The 16291-nt window shown below is 70.1% G+C and carries 14 protein-coding genes; 3 read left to right on the top strand and 11 right to left on the bottom strand.

From position 1 onward, the window contains the following. Window positions 1-147: 147 nt before the first annotated feature. From ACFWVP_RS09015 to ACFWVP_RS08990, 6 genes are all read right to left on the bottom strand, one after another. Window positions 148-1353: an acyl-CoA dehydrogenase family protein gene (locus tag ACFWVP_RS09015; protein WP_384494884.1), complete on the bottom strand. Its 1206-nt coding sequence runs from the start codon at window positions 1351-1353 to the stop codon at window positions 148-150. Next, window positions 1350-1883 carry a MaoC family dehydratase gene (locus tag ACFWVP_RS09010; protein ID WP_384494882.1) on the bottom strand — a complete coding sequence of 178 codons (534 nt, stop codon included), beginning with the start codon at window positions 1881-1883 and terminating at the stop codon, window positions 1350-1352. The genes ACFWVP_RS09015 and ACFWVP_RS09010 overlap by 4 nt, the downstream gene beginning before the upstream one ends. A gap of 2 nt (window positions 1884-1885) precedes the next feature. Next, complete coding sequence (locus ACFWVP_RS09005; protein ID WP_384494880.1) at window positions 1886-2899, bottom strand: HpcH/HpaI aldolase/citrate lyase family protein; 1014 nt, start codon at window positions 2897-2899, stop codon at window positions 1886-1888. Further along, window positions 2896-4908, bottom strand: a complete 2013-nt coding sequence (locus ACFWVP_RS09000) for a protein meaA (protein WP_384494878.1) — start codon at window positions 4906-4908, stop codon at window positions 2896-2898. Before ACFWVP_RS09000 ends, ACFWVP_RS09005 begins: the two co-directional genes overlap by 4 nt. A 10-nt stretch (window positions 4909-4918) precedes the next feature. Next, the gene (gene ccrA, locus ACFWVP_RS08995) at window positions 4919-6256 is read right to left on the bottom strand and encodes a crotonyl-CoA carboxylase/reductase (RefSeq protein WP_384494876.1); all 1338 of its coding nucleotides are present in this window, start codon (window positions 6254-6256) and stop codon (window positions 4919-4921) included. A gap of 341 nt (window positions 6257-6597) precedes the next feature. After that, window positions 6598-7410, bottom strand: a complete 813-nt coding sequence (locus tag ACFWVP_RS08990) for a GNAT family N-acetyltransferase (protein WP_384494874.1) — start codon at window positions 7408-7410, stop codon at window positions 6598-6600. Window positions 7411-7538: 128 nt separating this feature from the next. On the opposite strand from ACFWVP_RS08990, the gene ACFWVP_RS08985 reads away from it, so the two are divergent. Then, the gene (locus tag ACFWVP_RS08985) at window positions 7539-8288 is read left to right on the top strand and encodes a restriction endonuclease (RefSeq protein ID WP_384494872.1); all 750 of its coding nucleotides are present in this window, start codon (window positions 7539-7541) and stop codon (window positions 8286-8288) included. A gap of 8 nt (window positions 8289-8296) precedes the next feature. Here the strand turns inward: ACFWVP_RS08985 and ACFWVP_RS08980 are convergent, their stop codons facing one another. Together ACFWVP_RS08980 and ACFWVP_RS08975 are read right to left on the bottom strand one after the other, a co-directional pair. Beyond that, window positions 8297-9112, bottom strand: coding sequence for a TetR family transcriptional regulator (locus ACFWVP_RS08980; protein WP_384494870.1), 816 nt, complete (start codon window positions 9110-9112; stop codon window positions 8297-8299). Between the two features lie 323 nt (window positions 9113-9435). Continuing rightward, complete coding sequence (locus ACFWVP_RS08975; protein ID WP_384494868.1) at window positions 9436-11217, bottom strand: 3-hydroxyacyl-CoA dehydrogenase family protein; 1782 nt, start codon at window positions 11215-11217, stop codon at window positions 9436-9438. 354 nt (window positions 11218-11571) lie between these two features. On the opposite strand from ACFWVP_RS08975, the gene ACFWVP_RS08970 reads away from it, so the two are divergent. Next, a complete protein-coding gene (locus ACFWVP_RS08970; RefSeq protein WP_384494866.1) occupies window positions 11572-12144 on the top strand; it encodes a HEAT repeat domain-containing protein in 573 nt (190 codons plus the stop codon). Here the strand turns inward: ACFWVP_RS08970 and ACFWVP_RS08965 are convergent. From ACFWVP_RS08965 to ACFWVP_RS08955, 3 genes are all read right to left on the bottom strand, one after another. Further along, the gene (locus ACFWVP_RS08965; protein ID WP_384494864.1) at window positions 12122-12685 is read right to left on the bottom strand and encodes a GNAT family N-acetyltransferase; all 564 of its coding nucleotides are present in this window, start codon (window positions 12683-12685) and stop codon (window positions 12122-12124) included. The two genes, ACFWVP_RS08970 and ACFWVP_RS08965, sit on opposite strands and share 23 nt — an antisense overlap. 45 nt (window positions 12686-12730) lie before the next feature. Then, window positions 12731-14362 carry an alpha/beta hydrolase gene (locus ACFWVP_RS08960; protein WP_384494862.1) on the bottom strand — a complete coding sequence of 544 codons (1632 nt, stop codon included), beginning with the start codon at window positions 14360-14362 and terminating at the stop codon, window positions 12731-12733. A gap of 128 nt (window positions 14363-14490) precedes the next feature. Then, complete coding sequence (locus ACFWVP_RS08955) at window positions 14491-15531, bottom strand: Rv2578c family radical SAM protein (protein WP_384494860.1); 1041 nt, start codon at window positions 15529-15531, stop codon at window positions 14491-14493. Between the two features lie 149 nt (window positions 15532-15680). Between ACFWVP_RS08955 and ACFWVP_RS08950 the strand changes: the two genes are divergently transcribed. Further along, on the top strand, window positions 15681-16124 hold the full coding sequence (locus ACFWVP_RS08950; RefSeq protein WP_384494858.1) for an SRPBCC family protein: 444 nt from the start codon (window positions 15681-15683) through the stop codon (window positions 16122-16124). Window positions 16125-16291 lie beyond the last annotated feature (167 nt).

Raw genomic sequence — 16291 nt, 5'->3', positions numbered from 1 at the left:
ACGGGGGGGACGGCGGCTTTCCCGCGATGCTATCGGGTGCGAGCGGCAACTGGGCAAGCCAGCAGCCGAGTCGGACAGCTGAAAGGCTCCGGACGAGGGTGACTCGGTGTGATGTTCTTCGCCACTAAATCACCTCGAAAGGGGCAATCAACCCTGGAACCGGTACTCCTCGAGGAGCCGGCGACCGATGATCATTTTCTGGATCTCGGCGGTACCTTCACCGATCAGCAGCATCGGGGCCTCGCGGTAGAGGCGCTCGATCTCGTACTCCTTGGAGAAGCCGTAACCGCCGTGGATACGGAAGGCGTCCTCGACGACTTCCTTGCAGTACTCGGAGGCGAGGTACTTCGCCATCCCTGCCTCCAGGTCGTTTCGTTGCCCGGAGTCCTTTTTGCGTGCCGCGTTCACCATCATCGCATGGGCGGCTTCGACCTTGGTGGCCATTTCGGCCAGTTTGAACTGGATCGCCTGGTGCTGGGCGATCGGCTTTCCGAAGGTCTGACGCTGCTGCGCGTACGAAACACCCAGTTCGAACGCACGCTGTGCGACACCGCAGCCACGCGCGGCGACATTCACCCGGCCGACCTCTACACCGTCCATCATTTGGTAAAAACCTCGGCCGGTCGTGCCCCCCAGCACGCGATTGGCCGGAATGCGCAGTCCGTCCATGATGAGCTCGGTCGTGTCGACGCCCTTGTAGCCCATCTTGTCGATCTTCCCGGGGATGGTGAGACCGGGGCGGACCTCGCCGAATCCCGCCTCCTTCTCCACCAGGAAGGTCGTCATCGACTTGTGCGGGGCCGTGCCCTCGGGGTGTCCTTCGTCACTCTTGCAGAGGACGGCGACCAGCGTGGACGTTCCGCCGTTCGTCAGCCACATCTTCTGGCCGTTCAGGACGTACTCCTCGCCCTCCCTGACGCCCTTTGACGTGATCGCGGACACGTCGGAGCCCAGGGCCGGCTCGGACATCGAGAACGCGCCCCGCACCTCGCCCAGCGCCATCCGCGGCAGGAACGTGTCCTTCTGCTCCTGTGTGCCGTGCTGCTTGAGCATGTACGCCACGATGAAGTGCGTGTTGATGATTCCCGACACGCTCATCCAGCCGCGGGCGATCTCCTCCACGCACAGGGCGTAGGTGAGGAGCGACTCGCCCAGACCGCCGTACTCCTCCGGAATCATCAGCCCGAACAGGCCGAGTTCCTTGAGGCCTTCGACGATCTCCGTCGGGTACTCGTCGCGGTGTTCCAACCGGGTCGCGACAGGAAGGATCTCCTTGTCGACGAAATCCCTGACCGTGGAGAGGATTTCCCGCTGGACATCCGTCAGACCGGCGGTCTGCGCGAGTCGGCTCATGGCTGCTTCTCCACGTTCTTCTGCGGCGGCTGGATCGGCTCCGGGCGGCCGGGCTGCTCTCCGCCCCGCTCCTTGATGTACGTCTCGGTGGGGACCATCACCTTGCGGCGGAACACACAGACCACCGTGCCGTCCTGCTTGTATCCCTTTGTCTCCACATGGACGATGCCGCGGTCACTCCTGGACCTCGACGGAGTCTTGTCGAGCACGGTCGTCTCGCCGTAGATCGTGTCGCCGTGGAAGGTGGGCGCGACATGCTTCAGCGATTCCACCTCCAGATTGGCGATCGCCTTGCCGGAGACGTCCGGCACCGACATGCCGAGCAGCAGCGAGTAGACGTAGTTGCCGACGACGACGTTCTTTCCGAAATCGGTCGTGCTCTCCGCGTAGTTGCTGTCCATGTGCAGGGGATGGTGATTCATGGTCAGCAGGCAGAAGAGGTGGTCGTCGTATTCCGTGACCGTCTTTCCGGGCCAGTGCTTGTAGACAGCACCGATCTCGAACTCCTCATAGGTCCGTCCGAACTGCATGATCAGGCCTCCGGGGCTTCGAACTTGGAGGTGCGCCGCATTCCGGCCGCACGGCCCTTGCCCGCGATCACCAGTGCCATCTTGCGGCTGGCCTCGTCGATCATCTCGTCGCCGAGCATCGCCGAGCCCTTCTTGCCGCCCTCCTCCGAGGTGCACCAGTCGTACGCGTCGAGGATGAGCTCGGCGTGGTCGTAGTCCTCCTGCGAGGGCGAGAACACCTCGTTGGCCGCGTCGACCTGACCGGGGTGCAGCACCCACTTGCCGTCGAAGCCCAGCGCCGCGGCCCGGCCCGCGACCTCGCGGTACGCGTCCACGTCGCGGATCTGCAGGAACGGTCCGTCGATCGCCTGGAGGTCGTGCGTGCGCGCCGCCATCAGGATGCGCATCAGGATGTAGTGGTACGCGTCCGCCGGGTAGCCGGGCGGCTGCTGGCCGACGACCAGGGTCTTCATGTTGATCGAGGCCATGAAGTCGGCCGGGCCGAAGATCAGGGTCTCCAGCCGGGGCGAGGCGGCGGCGATGTCGTCGATGTTCACCAGGCCCTTGGCGTTCTCGATCTGCGCCTCGATGCCGATCCTCCCGACCTCGAAGCCCATCGTCTTCTCGATCTGGGTCAGCAGCAGGTCCAGCGCGACGACCTGCTGGGCGTCCTGGACCTTCGGCAGCATGATGCAGTCGAGGTTCGGTCCCGCGCCCTCGACGACCGTGATGACGTCGCGGTACGTCCAGTGCGTCGTCCAGTCGTTGACCCGCACGACCCGGGTCTTGCCCGTCCAGTCGCCGTTGTTGAGCGCGTCGACGATGTGGTGACGGGCGCCCTCCTTGGCGAGCGGCGCGCAGGCGTCCTCCAGGTCGAGGAAGACCTGGTCGGCGGGAAGGCCCTGGGCCTTCTCCAGGAACCGCGGGTTCGAGCCGGGCACGGCCAGGCAGGAGCGGCGCGGACGCAGACGATTCAAGGGGTGCGCGGCGGAGCCGCCCGAGATCGGGGCGGTGGCGGGCGACGGGGGCGTGGTCATGCGGTGACCTCCAGAGGGTCGAGCTTGTTCGCTTTCCGGATCTCGTCGACGATACGGCCGATGATCTCCGTGATACCGAAGTCCTTCGGGGTGAAGACCGCGGCGACGCCGGCCCCGATCAGCGCGGCGGCGTCGGCGGGCGGAATGATGCCGCCCGCGATCACCGGGATGTCGGTCGCGCCCGCCGCGCGCAGCCGGTTCAGTACGTCCGGCACCAGTTCGGCGTGCGAGCCGGACAGGATCGACAGGCCGACGCAGTGCACGTCCTCCGCGACGGCCGCCGAGACGATCTGCTCCGGGGTGAGCCGGATGCCCTGGTAGACCACCTCGAAGCCCGCGTCACGGGCCCGTACGGCGATCTGCTCGGCGCCGTTGGAGTGCCCGTCCAGGCCAGGCTTGCCCACCAGCAGACGCAGCCGGCCCACGCCCAGGTCCTCGGCGGTACGGGCGGCCTCCTCGCGGACCGCGGCGAGCGGGGTGCCCGGCTCGGCGGTCACGGCGACCGGGGCGGACGAGACGCCCGTGGGCGCCCGGTACTCGCCGAAGACGTCCCGCAGCGCCCAGGACCACTCGCCGGTGGTGACGCCCGCCCGGGCGCACTCCACGGTCGCTGCCATCATGTTCTCGGTGCCGGCCGCGGCCTTCTTGAGCGCGGCGAGCGCCTCGGAGGCACGGGCCTCGTCGCGGTTGTCGCGCCACTCGTGCAGGGCGGTGACCACCCGGGCCTCGTTCGCGGGGTCCACCGTCATGACCGCCGCGTCCAGATCGGCGGTCAGCGGGTTCGGCTCGGTCGTCCCGTAGATGTTGACGCCGACGATCTTCTCCTCGCCGGCCTCGATCCGGGCCCGCCGGGCGGCGTGCGAGGAGACCAGCTCCGACTTGAGGTAGCCGGACTCGACGGCGGCCATCGCGCCGCCCATCTGCTGGATCCGGTCGATCTCGGCCAGCGACTCGGTGACCAGCTCGTCCACCTTGGCCTCGATGACATGGGACCCGGCGAAGATGTCCTCGTACTCCAGCAGGTCGCTCTCGTGCGCGAGCACCTGCTGGATGCGGAGCGACCACTGCTGGTCCCAGGGGCGGGGCAGTCCCAGCGCCTCGTTCCAGGCGGGCAGCTGCACCGCGCGGGCGCGGGCGTCCTTGGACAGCGTGACCGCCAGCATCTCCAGGACGATGCGCTGCACGTTGTTCTCCGGCTGCGCCTCGGTCAGCCCGAGCGAGTTGACCTGCACGCCGTAGCGGAAGCGGCGCTGCTTGGCGTCCACGATGCCGTACCGCTCGCGGGTGACCCGGTCCCAGATGCGGCCGAAGGCCCGCATCTTGCACATCTCCTCGATGAAGCGGACGCCCGCGTTCACGAAGAAGGAGATACGTGCGACGACGTCGCCGAACTTGTCCTCGGGCACCTGTCCGGAGTCGCGCACGGCGTCGAGGACCGCGATGGCCGTCGACATGGCGTAGGCGATCTCCTGGACGGGAGTGGCCCCCGCCTCCTGCAGGTGGTAGCTGCAGATGTTGATCGGGTTCCACCTGGGGATGCGGTTGACCGTGTACGTGATCATGTCGGTGGTCAGCCGCAGCGAGGGAACGGGCGGGAAGACGTGCGTCCCCCGCGACAGGTACTCCTTCACGATGTCGTTCTGCGTCGTGCCCTGGAGCTTGTCGGGATCGGCACCCTGCTCCTCCGCGACCACCTGGTAGAGCGCCAGCAGCCACATCGCGGTGGCGTTGATCGTCATCGAGGTGTTCATCTGTTCCAGCGGGATGTCCTGGAACAGCCGCCGCATGTCACCGAGGTGCGAGACGGGCACCCCGACCCGGCCCACCTCGCCGCGGGCGAGGATGTGGTCGGGGTCGTACCCGGTCTGCGTCGGCAGGTCGAAGGCGACCGACAGACCCGTCTGTCCCTTGGCGAGGTTGCGCCGGTAGAGCTCGTTGGACGCCTCGGCGGTCGAGTGACCGGCGTACGTCCGCATGAGCCAGGGCCGGTCCTTCTGGCGCTCAGTCATCTGGTGGACCTCAGACGTCGCGGAAGCGGTTGATGGCGTCGATGTGCTGCTCGCGGAGCTCCTCGTCGCGCACGCCCAGGCCCTCGCGGGGCGCCAGCGCGAGGACGCCGACCTTGCCCTGGTGGAGGTTGCGGTGCACGTCGTACGCGGCCTGGCCGGTGTCCTCCAGGGAGTAGACCTTGGAGAGCGTCGGGTGGATCTTGCCCTTGGCCACCAGCCGGTTGGCCTCCCAGGCCTCGCGGTAGTTGGCGAAGTGCGAGCCCACGATCCGCTTCAGGGACATCCACAGGTAGCGGTTGTCGTACTCGTGGTTGTAGCCCGAGGTCGAGGCACAGGTGACGATCGTGCCGCCCTTGCGGGTCACGTACACGCTCGCGCCGAAGGTCTCGCGGCCCGGGTGCTCGAAGACGATGTCCACGTCCTCGCCGCCGGTCAGCTCACGGATGCGCTTGCCGAAGCGCTTCCACTCGCGAGGGTCCTGGTTGTGCTCGTCCTTCCAGAACCTGTAGCCCTCGGCGTTGCGGTCGATGATCGCGGTCGCGCCCATCTTCCGGCAGATGTCCGCCTTCTGGTCGCTGGAGACGACACAGATCGGGTTGGCGCCACCGGCCAGCGCGAACTGCGTGGCGTACGAGCCGAGTCCGCCGCTCGCACCCCAGATCAGCACGTTGTCGCCCTGCTTCATGCCGGCGCCGTTGCGCGAGACGAGCTGGCGGTACGCGGTGGAGTTGACCAGGCCCGGGGACGCGGCCTCCTCCCAGCTGAGGTGCTGCGGCTTCGGCATCAGCTGGTTCGACTTGACCAGGGCGATCTCGGCGAGTCCGCCGAAGTTCGTCTCGAAGCCCCAGATGCGCTGCTCGGGGTCGAGCATCGTGTCGTTGTGACCGTCGGAGGACTCCAGCTCGACGGACAGGCAGTGGGCGACGACCTCGTCGCCCGGCTGCCAGGCGTTGACACCGGGACCGGTGCGCAGCACGACACCCGCGAGGTCGGAGCCGATGACGTGGTACGGGAGGTCGTGGCGCTTGCTGAGGTCGCTGAGCTTGCCGTAGCGCTCCAGGAAGCCGAAGGTCGAGACCGGCTCGAAGATCGAGGTCCAGACGGAGTTGTAGTTCACCGAGCTGGCCATGACCGCGACCAGCGCCTCGCCCGGGCCGAGCTCGGGAACCGGCACGTTCTCCACGTGGAGGGACTTGCGCGGGTCCTTGTCACGGCTGGCGACGCCGGCGAACATCTCGGCCTCGTCCTTGTGCACGGTCACCGCGCGGTACGACTCGGGGATGGACAGGGCCGCGAAGTCCGCGGCCGTGCTGTCCTGCGATTGGATCGCGTCCAGGATTTCCTTCACGGTGATGCCTCCGGCAGATCGGGTCTCCGGCGCCGAGGGAACGCCGGAGGACCCCTGTGGACAGGGGAGCGGTGCGGTGTGGAGGTGTGCCGTCGGTTCGGCGGGTGGTGCTTCGGCCTGCTCGGTGGAGCAGAAGGGTTGCCTGTGACGCAGGCGCCCGGGCGCGCAGACACGTGGTTTGCGGGGACAGCCGGCGTACGAGAGGTCTCTGCACGCCGGCCGCCCGGACACCTTCAACGTATGGCACTCCGTGACAGGTGGCAAGGCACCGAGTGCCAACAATTTCTCTCACTTGTCATCTGCTGGGCACGCAGGAGCAACATCATGGGCGGTATGTCTGATCAATGCCGCTGGGCGGGCTCCTGCGGCGTGGTGCGGTGGACGTACGGCGTGGTGGTGCTCAGGGCCGTGAAGCCGAGTCGGCGCAGGATCGAGGCCGACTGATCGGTGGCATCGACCTGCAGATGGCGGTAGCCGCGCTCGGCGGCGATCCGGGCGCGATGGGCGACGAGTGCCCGGTAGATTCCCCTGCCCCGCCAGGGAGCCGCCGTGCCGCCGCCCCACAGGCCCGCGAAGCCGGTGCCCGGGTGCAGCTCCATGCGGGCCGAGGAGACCGGCTCGTCGCCCGCCAGCGCCACCACGGCCACCAGGGTGCCGGGGTCGGCGTCGAGCCGGGTCAGGATCCGGTGGCCCAACCGCGAGCCGTCGGTGCCGAAGGCCCGCTCGTGCGCCCGGACCATCAGCTCCACGCCGGCCGCGTCGGTCACCGGCAGCAGCCGGATCCCTTCCGGGGGTGCCGCGTCCATGGGCAGGTCCGCGACGGGCGCGAGCAGCAGCGTCTCCGGCGGCTCGGCCTCGAAACCGGCCGCGGTCAGGCGCTCGCCCAGGTCGGCGGGGCTGTCGTGCGCGTACAGCTTCCATTCGAACGTGTCGTGTCCGAGCGCGGTGTAGTGATCCACCTGCGCCGCGATCTCCGCCTCGGCGCGTACGGGGTCCAGGTCCGGGGCCGTCCAGACGACGCCGTTCCAGTCGTCGGCGCCGCCGGTCTGCCGCACGACGTCGCCCACTCGTTCGACCAGGACTCCGGGACCGTCGGGGCGGGCGTGTTCGCGCATCGCGAGGTCGAAAAGGGCCAGTGTGCTGCGGGGTTCCATCCGCGCATCCGACCACGGGGTGCGCCGCCGGGCCACCGGGTTTCCGCCGGCGGAGGCGTCAACGTGGCAGGTGGGGGCACACGGTAGTGATCTTGATCAGGTCACGACGAACAGGGGTGGGGCACCCGATGCCGATACCGATGCGCGGACGCGTCCGAAGAGACCGCCGGTCCGAATTCAGCCTCCGCCGGACGGCGTTCGGCTTCGCTCTGGTCGCCGTACTGCTCTGCGTCGCCGGGCTGACCCTCCGCACGGCCCTGGAGAGCGCCGGACGGCACCCGTGGGTGGCCGGCCTCGTGGTGGCCGCGGCGGTCGCCGGGGCCGTGGCGCTCCTGCGTCACCGCCGCAACCGCACGGCGGCCGCCAGGGCGGCGGCGGCGGCTCTGGACACCGCCTACGAGGTGGTGGACGCCGCGTTGGAGGAGCGGTCCGACGTCGTCCCCGAGCCCGTACGGCGCCCCGAGCCGGTCGACTGGGAGAACATGGACCCGTACGGCTTCGAGGAGGCCGTCGCCGCCCTCTGCCGCCGGGACGGCTGCGAGGACGCCGAAGTCGTCGGCGGTGCCGGGGATCTGGGGGCCGATGTCGTGGGCACCACGCCCGACGGCCGCCGCCTGGTCGTCCAGTGCAAGAGGTACACGGCCGAGAACAAGGTCGGCTCGCAGGACCTCCAGCGGTTCGGCGGCACGTGCTACGCCGTGCACGAGGCCGGGGTGGCCGTCGTCGTCACCACGGCCTCCTTCACCGAACCCGCTCTCGAGTACGCGGAGCAGTGCGGCATCGTGTGCGTCGACCTGGCCGGACTCATCGCCTGGAGCGACCACGGAGCTCCCCTGCCCTGGCAGGCCGAGGCGGCCGTACAGCCCGTCGAGAGCTGAACGCCCGCTCAGCGCTCCGTCAGGGCCTGCTGGATCGTCCGCATGACCTCGTCCAGCGGTGCGTCGGTCCGGGCCACCGCGACCAGCACCTCGCCCCCGGTGGTCACCGAGGCGGCCGGGGTCTTCGAGGGCTCGCTGTCCGCGGTCCGCCCGGCACCGATCCCCGTCCCGAACGTGTCCCGCACGATCGCGAACGCGTGGTCGAGCTGCGACTCCACGTCGCCGTGGCCGTCCCCCCGCAGCCAGCGCCGCAGCACGTGGTTGTGCGCGGTCACCACGGCCGACGCGGCCACCTCGGCCAGCAGCGGGTCGTCATTGCCCACATGGTGGTCGCGCTCGTCGAAGTGGCCCAGCAGATAGCGCGTGAACAGCCGCTCGTAGCGGGCCACCGAGGCGATCTCGGCCTGCCGGAGCGTGGGGACCTCGCGGGTCAGCTTGTAGCGCGCGACGGAGACCGCCGGCTTCGCCGCGTACATCTTCATGACCTCCTTGATGCCGCGGCACACCGTGTCGAGCGGGTGCTCGTGCGCGGGAGCGGCGTTGAGGACGGCTTCGGCCCTGACGAGGGTGTCGTCGTGGTCCGGGAAGATGGCCTCTTCCTTGGAGCGGAAATGGCGGAAGAACGTGCGCCGGGCGACCCCGGCGGCCCCCGCGATCTCGTCGACCGTCGTCGCCTCGTACCCCTTCGTCGCGAAGAGTTCCATGGCCGCCGCGGCCAGCTCACGGCGCATCCTGAGCCGTTGGGCGGCGGCGCGGGTGCCTGCGGCACTCTCCGTGGCGTCGGGCGCGGCGGTGGAACGGGGGGACCTGGCGGGTTGGGACATGGTGTGAACGTAACTCATCCGTGCGGGAGAGCGCGCCTGTGGGGGCGGGCCGTCCAGGGGCCCCAGCAGCCCGCCCCACCCGGCTCCCGCCGTAGAGGGCCCGGCAGCGGGCTTCGCGGCGTCGCGGGGCCGGGGCACGCGCCTCGCGGCGTCGTCGTCAACCACCATGCTCCCCGACTCCCGGCCGCGTCCCCGAGCTCTCGGGGACGCACGGGCAGAGGAGACCCCGTTGAGGGGAGACCCCGGCGAGCAGGGGAGGCCCCATTCGCCATGGCTCGATCCGGCCCCGCCCCCTCATCCGCGCCGCCCGCTGCCGGACCCTCTCAGCGGCGGGCATATTCGCGGAAGCCGCGCCCCGTCTTGCGGCCGAGGCAGCCGGCGGCCACCAGGTGTTCGAGCAGCGGTGCCGGGGCCAGGCCCGGGTCGCGGAACTCGTGGTGCAGGACCTTCTCGATGGCGAGCGACACGTCGAGCCCGACGACGTCCAGGAGCTCGAACGGTCCCATCGGGTAGCCGCCGCCCAGCTTCATCGCCGCGTCGATGTCGTCGAGCGTCGCGTAGTGCTCCTCGACCATCTTGATCGCGTTGTTGAGGTAGGGGAACAGCAGCGCGTTCACGATGAAGCCCGCCCGGTCACCGCAGTCCACCGGGTGCTTGCGCACCTTCACGCAGACCTCGCGGACCGTGGCGTGCACGTCGTCGGCGGTCAGCACCGTGCGGACCACCTCGACGAGCTTCATGGCCGGAGCCGGGTTGAAGAAGTGCATCCCGATGACGTCCTGGGGACGCGTGGTGACCTTCGCGATCGCGACGACGGGCAGCGAGGAGGTCGTGGTGGCCAGCACCGCGCCCGGCTTGCAGACCTTGTCCAGCGTCGCGAACAGCTGCCGTTTCACGTCCAGGTCCTCGGCGACCGCCTCGACCGCGAGGTCGACGTCGGCGAGGGCGTCCAGGGAACCGGCCGCCGTGATCCGGGCGAGCGTCTCGTCCCGCGCCTCGGCCGTCAGCCGCCCCTTGGTGACCGAACGCTCCAGCGACTTCCCGATCCGGGCCCTGGCCGTGTCCGCCTTCTCCTGGCTGCGCGCGGCGAGGACCACCGGGTACCCGGCCTTCGCGAAGACCTCCGCGATGCCCGAGGCCATCGTCCCGGAGCCCGCGACACCCACCGAGGACACCTCACGCCCGGCCACCGCACCCGAGCTCTCCTTCGGGGTCAGGGCGTCCGGCACCACGCTCTGGCCGCCCGGGGCGTCGTACGTGTAGAAGCCGCGTCCCGTCTTGCGGCCGGTCAGGCCCGCCTCGGTGAGCTGCCCCAGGATCGGGGCCGGGGCGTGCAGCCGGTCGTGCGACGCCGAGTACATGGCCTCCAGGACCGTGCGCGCGGTGTCGATGCCGATCAGGTCGAGCAGGGCGAGGGGGCCCATCGGCAGCCCGCAGCCCAGCTTCATCGCCGCGTCGATGTCCTCACGGGAGGCGTAGTTCGCCTCGTACATCGCGGCGGCCTGGTTGAGGTAGCCGAAGAGGAGCCCGTCCGCGACGAATCCCGGCCTGTCGCCGACCGCGACCGGCTCCTTGCCCAGCTCACGGGCCAGCCGGGTCACGCTCTCCACGGCCGGCGGCGCGGTCAGCACGGAGGAGACCACCTCGACGAGCTTCATCGCGGGCGCCGGGTTGAAGAAGTGCAGACCCAGGACACGTTCGGGGTGCCGGGACTCGGCGGCCAGCCGGGTCACGGACAGGGCGTTGGTGCCCGTCGCGAGGATCGCGGTGGGGGAGACGACGGCGTCGAGCTCCCGGAAGACCTGCTGCTTGATCTCGTACGTCTCCGGGACGACCTCGATGACCAGCTCCGCGTCCGCCGCGGCCTGCGGATCGGTGAACGTGCGGAACCGGGCGAGGATGTCGCGCCGCTCCTGCTCCGTGATCCGCTCGCGCCCCACGGCGCGTGCGGTGGAGGCCTCCAGCGAGGCGACGGCCTGACGGGCGGCGGCTTCGCTGATGTCGATGCCGATGACCTCGCGGCCCGCACGGGCCAGGACCTCGGCTATGCCGGTGCCCATGGTGCCGAGACCGACGACGGCAATGGTGCTGAGCGGGATGTCCATCACGGGACTCCAGGGTGAGTGACGACTGTGAGGAGCACGGCGGCGCGCGGGGTCGAGAACGAACCGGCGGCCGGCGTGCGGAGGTTGCGTGTCGTGGTGCACGGGTCCCGCGTGCGCGGAGCACGCCGGGACCGGGGAAGGGTGACGGACTCCGTCCCGAGTCGCGTCTCACAGAGCTGCCGAACCGACAAGCACTCCGGGTGGCTGCGTCACCAGGCCACCCGAGTCGGCGGGGTGTGTGTCCCGCTCACATGAGATTAACCGGCGAGTAACGAGCGCGCCAGTCCTGGGCTGTTGTGCACTGGCCCACACTTTCGCCCACCACGTTCCGTGTTCGCCGATAAACTGAACGTCATGGATGAGGAGTTCCGCTCACTGACCGACCGGCTGCGGATCGAGGCGGGGGATTCGGCGGACTTCCACCGGCTTCTCGGTACGGAGGACGACGAGGAGCTGGCCGAAGCCCTCGTCGCACGTGAACGCCCGCTGTGGGCCCGTGAGATCGCGGCGTTCCGGCTGGGCTGCCACGGCGACCGCCGGGCCTTCGAGGCGCTGGTCCTCCTCCTCAACCACCGCGACCCCGAGCGCTGCGTCTCGGCCGCGCACGCCCTGCTGCTCCTGGGCGACCCGCGAACCCCCGGAGCCGCCGCCGCACTTGCCGGCAACACCCTGCGCACCGCCTACGCCCTGCAGCCGGTGCGGTTGCTGACCGCGCTGCGCGCCCCCGAGTCCGTGCCCACTCTGGTCGGCACCCTGCGCCGGCTGCTCGCGCCCTGTGAGCCGCACTGGCGCGTCGCGCTCGCGTGCGTGGAGGGCCTGGGATGTCTGGGTGACGCCGAGGCCCGCCCGGTCCTGCGGGCGGCACTGCCGCACCAGCGCCTCGGCACGGCGGCGGCCGAGGCCCTCAGCCGGCTGCCTGACCGCTGAGCGTGCGGGCGTACCTGACCTCCGGCACCATGGCGCCGCCCGCCTCGAAGGACTCCTCGGCGCCGTCCGGCAGGAAACCGGCCCGCTCGTAGAAACGGCGCGCCCGCTCGTTGTCCCTGAGCACCCAGAGCGCCATCTCGTGGAAACCGGCCGCCGCGGCGCGGGCGGTCAGCTCCGTCAGGAGCGCGCGGCCCGTTCCCGTGCCGATTCGGTCCGGATGCGCGTAGAGCGCGTACAGCTCACCGCGGCCGGGTGGGGCGCCCGCGTCACGGCAGGGCCCGTAGCAGGCCCAGCCGGTCACCGCGGAGTCCGGGGCCAGGGCCACGACGTGCACCTGTGCGCCACCCGCTGAGAGGTGGCGGCGACGCAGCTCGGCGTCGCGTGCCACGTCCATCGCGTCCAGATACGCCTGCGGGACCATCCCGGCGTACGCCCGCTGCCAGCCGCGCACCCGGATCTCCGCCACGGCCGCGCAGTCGCCGGGCACCATGTCGCGTACACGCACGACGGGGGCGTACGCGGGAGTGGGCCGTGTGGTCATACGGTCCATCCTGGCGTACGCCCCCGTCGGGAGGCCGTACCGGGTTCAGCCGCGGAAGCCGAGCAGGCCGTGCAGCGTCCTGCCCTTCGTGTTCGAGCCCGTGTCCGCGCCCGACTTCGCGGCCGCGGCGGGCTTCGGCTCGGGCAGCGCGTCGCAGACCGCGTCGGCGCCGCTGCCGCCGGCCTGCGGGACGGTGCCGTCGGTGAGGTAGTCCACCAGGTACGCGTCCAGGCAGTCGTTGCCACTCAGACTGATGCCGTGGTTGCCGCCGCCCTGCTCGACGACAAGGGCGGAACCCTTGAGCTTGCGGTGCAGGGTGACACCACCCTCGTACGGGGTGGCCGCGTCGTCCGTGGCCTGGAGGAGCAGCGCCGGCGGGATCGCGTGGTTGCTGACCCGCACCGGGTTCAGCGGCTCCACGGGCCAGGTGGCGCAGGGCGCGTTGTACCAGGTGTTGTTCCACGCCATGAAGGGCGACTTGCGGTGCGCCTTCCACGTGTCGTTGCGCCAGGTGCTCCAGGTCCGGGGCCAGGCGGCGTCCCGGCACTGCACGGCCGTGTAGACGGAGTAACCGTTGTCGCCGCTCGAGTCGCCGGCCGCGAAGTTCTCGTAGGCGGTGGCGAGAGCGTCCTGGTCCGCGTCGTTGACGTACGCCGCGAACGCCTCGGCCAGGTAGGGCCAGTAGCCGTCGTAGTACCCGCCCGGCAGGAAGGTGTCCTCCAGCTCGCTCGGGCCGACCTTGCCGGCCGCGGGGTGCGCCTTCACCGCGGCGCGCATCCGGTACCAGGCGGCCTCGACCTGTGCGGGGTCGGTGCCCAGGCCGTAGGTGGCGTCGTTCTTCGCGACCCAGGCGGCGAACGCCTTGTGGCGGGCGTCGAAGGCGTGGTCCTGGCCGAGGTTGTCCTCGTACCAGACGCCGTCCGGGTCGACGACCGAGTCGAGTACCAGGCGCCGCACCCGCTCGGGGAACAGCTTGGCGTACACGGCCCCCAGATAGGTGCCGTAGGAGTAGCCGAAGTAGTTGATCCGCGGGGCGCCGAGGGCGCGGCGGATCACGTCGAGGTCCTTCGCCGCGCTGACCGTGTCCATGAAGGGCAGCAGGTCGCCGTGCTTCTCGCCGCACGCGGCGGCGAAGGCCGCGGCCCGGTCCCGGCTGGTCGTCTCGGCCTCGTGGGAATCCGGCACCGAGTCGGGGCGCACCGGGCCGAAATGCTTCGGTACGCAGTCCAGGGCGGGGGTGCTCCTCCCCACCCCGCGCGGGTCGAAGCCGATCACGTCGTACTGGGCGGCGAGTTCCGCGGGCAGCGAGGCCGCCACGAAACCGGCCATCGAGAGCCCGCTGCCGCCGGGGCCGCCGGGGTTGACCAGCAGCGGACCCTGGGAGGTCCTCGCCGTGTGCGGGATCCGTGACAGGGCGAGGGTGACCTGTCGGCCCGACGGGTCGTCATGGTCCAGCGGGGCACGGACCGTCGAACACTGCAGCCGTGGATACGTCTTCGTCCCGCAGGCCGTCCACTTCGGCTTCGGCGGCTTCGGCGGCTTCGGCGTCTCCGGCGCGGTGGCACGCGTCCCGGCGGATGCGGTGGACGCGGTGGGTGAAGCCGCGGACGGGACCGCGGTCACCAGACCCGCGACCGTGGCGCCGACGGCGACCAGAATTCCTGCACGTGCTGTCATACGGCCTCCCGTGGTGGAGGGAACGCGCCTGTGAGCGGCACAGCCCCCGCCGGATGCTCCCCGGATCCGGGCACGGCAGGACAGATTCCATCGAGAGTTGACCCGTTCGAGCGGGTGCGCGGGTGCGGTCAGAGCAGGGTCAGCTGCGTGGGGCCCGGGCCGTCCGGCAGCGGAGCGGGCGCCTCGGGTACGGAGATCCGGCGGGTCTCGCCCCGGTGCGCGGGGCCGATGCCGAACTCGGCCGCCAGCTCGTGCACCCGGCGGGTGATGCCGCGCTGGTACCAGGTGGGTGCGTACGCCCCGTCCGCGTACATCCGTTCGTACCTCGGTACCAGGTGCGGGTGGTGCTGTCCGAGCCAGCGCATGAACCACTCGCGGGCGCCGGGCCGCAGGTGCAGGACGAGGGGAGTCACCGAGGTCGCCCCGGCGGCGGCGACGGCGCGGACGGTGGCGCGCAACTGGTCGGGGTGGTCGCCGAGGAAGGGGATGACCGGCGCCATCAGGACCCCGCAGCCGATGCCGTTGTCCGCGAGGGTGCGGACGACGTCCAGGCGGCGCTCGGGGGACGGGGTGCCTGGCTCGACCGTGCGCCAGAGCTCGCGGTCGGTGAATCCGACGGAGACGGAGATGCCGACCTCTGTGACCTCCGCCGCCTGCCGCAGCAGCTCCAGGTCACGCAGGATCAAGGTGCCCTTCGTCAGGATCGAGAAGGGGTTCGCGTGGTCGCGCAGCGCCTCGATGATGCCGGGCATCAGCCGGTACCGGCCCTCCGCCCGCTGGTAGCAGTCGACGTTCGTGCCCATCGCGATGTGCGCCCCGTGCCACTGGGGCGAGGCGAGATGACGGTTCAGCAGTTCGCCGGCGTTGATCTTGACGACGATCTGGGAGTCGAAGCCGAGGCCGGTGTCCAGGTCCAGATAGCTGTGGGTCTTGCGGGCGAAGCAGTACACGCAGGCGTGGGAGCAGCCCCGGTAGGGGTTCACCGTCCATTCGAACGGCATGCGGGACGCGCCGGGAACCCGGTTCACGATCGAGCGGGCCCGGATCTCGTGGAAGGTGATCCCCCGGAATTCGGGTGTGTCGAAAGTGCGCGTGGTCACCGCATCCGCAGCGAAGAGCGCGCCGTTACCCGCCTTTGCGGTCTTCTCGGCCAGATTGTCCCAGCGCATGGACGCCTCCTTGGTAGCACTCCGCAGAGAATAGAACACTTGTTCCCTTGATCGTGCGCGGCAGGAACGCGGGACCCGATTTTGAGGGGCCGTACCGGAGGTGGTTGGCTCAGCAGCACCCCGAACATCCGAGTGCTGGAGGAACAGGCATGGCGCAGGTCGAGGCCACGACAGAGCGAGTCATCGCGGCGGACGCAGAGACGGTGTTCGATGCGCTGGCCGACTACAAGGAGGTCCGGGGCAAGGTGCTGACCGGGCACTTCAGCGAGTACGAGGTGCGAGAGGGCGGAGACGGCGAAGGCTCCCTCGTGCACTGGAAGCTCCAGGCCACCAGCAAGCGGGTCCGCGACTGCCTGCTCGAGGTCACCGAGCCGACCGACGGGCAGCTGGTCGAGAAGGACCGCAACTCCTCGATGGTCACCACCTGGATCGTCACACCGGCCGGTGAGGGCAAGTCCAGGACCGTCGTCACGACCGTCTGGGACGGCGCCGGCGGCATCGGCGGGTTCTTCGAGAGGACCTTCGCTCCCAAGGGACTCGGCCGGATCTACGACGAACTGCTGCAGAACCTCGCCACCGAGGTCGAGAAGTAGCCCGTGCGCTGACTTCACCGGCTCCGCAACCGGCCTCACCGGAACGGGTGGTTTTCCGGGACGGCCGGTTGTGCGCCGTAGCGCCTCCCACCGGCGCGTAAGCCCTTTGTGCGCGCCGTTCGCGCGCCCGGTCGCGTTTGCCCCGCCTTACCGCCTGGTGCGAGAAA

The sequence above is a fragment of the Streptomyces sp. NPDC058637 genome (assembly GCF_042717325.1).
Lineage (GTDB): Bacteria > Actinomycetota > Actinomycetes > Streptomycetales > Streptomycetaceae > Streptomyces.
This window is presented reverse-complemented; position numbering and strand designations above follow the sequence as displayed.

Coding starts and splice junctions, on each gene's coding strand:
- ACFWVP_RS08985 (WP_384494872.1), top strand. CDS start 7,539: ATGCCGATACCGATGCGCGGACGCGTCCGAAGAGACCGCCGGTCCGAA.
- ACFWVP_RS08955 (WP_384494860.1), bottom strand. CDS start 15,531: ATGCGCTGGGACAATCTGGCCGAGAAGACCGCAAAGGCGGGTAACGGC.
- ACFWVP_RS09000 (WP_384494878.1), bottom strand. CDS start 4,908: ATGACTGAGCGCCAGAAGGACCGGCCCTGGCTCATGCGGACGTACGCC.
- ACFWVP_RS09015 (WP_384494884.1), bottom strand. CDS start 1,353: ATGAGCCGACTCGCGCAGACCGCCGGTCTGACGGATGTCCAGCGGGAA.
- ACFWVP_RS09005 (WP_384494880.1), bottom strand. CDS start 2,899: ATGACCACGCCCCCGTCGCCCGCCACCGCCCCGATCTCGGGCGGCTCC.
- ACFWVP_RS08965 (WP_384494864.1), bottom strand. CDS start 12,685: ATGACCACACGGCCCACTCCCGCGTACGCCCCCGTCGTGCGTGTACGC.
- ACFWVP_RS08950 (WP_384494858.1), top strand. CDS start 15,681: ATGGCGCAGGTCGAGGCCACGACAGAGCGAGTCATCGCGGCGGACGCA.
- ACFWVP_RS09010 (WP_384494882.1), bottom strand. CDS start 1,883: ATGCAGTTCGGACGGACCTATGAGGAGTTCGAGATCGGTGCTGTCTAC.
- ACFWVP_RS08970 (WP_384494866.1), top strand. CDS start 11,572: ATGGATGAGGAGTTCCGCTCACTGACCGACCGGCTGCGGATCGAGGCG.
- ACFWVP_RS08960 (WP_384494862.1), bottom strand. CDS start 14,362: ATGACAGCACGTGCAGGAATTCTGGTCGCCGTCGGCGCCACGGTCGCG.
- ACFWVP_RS08975 (WP_384494868.1), bottom strand. CDS start 11,217: ATGGACATCCCGCTCAGCACCATTGCCGTCGTCGGTCTCGGCACCATG.
- ACFWVP_RS08990 (WP_384494874.1), bottom strand. CDS start 7,410: ATGGAACCCCGCAGCACACTGGCCCTTTTCGACCTCGCGATGCGCGAA.
- ACFWVP_RS08980 (WP_384494870.1), bottom strand. CDS start 9,112: ATGTCCCAACCCGCCAGGTCCCCCCGTTCCACCGCCGCGCCCGACGCC.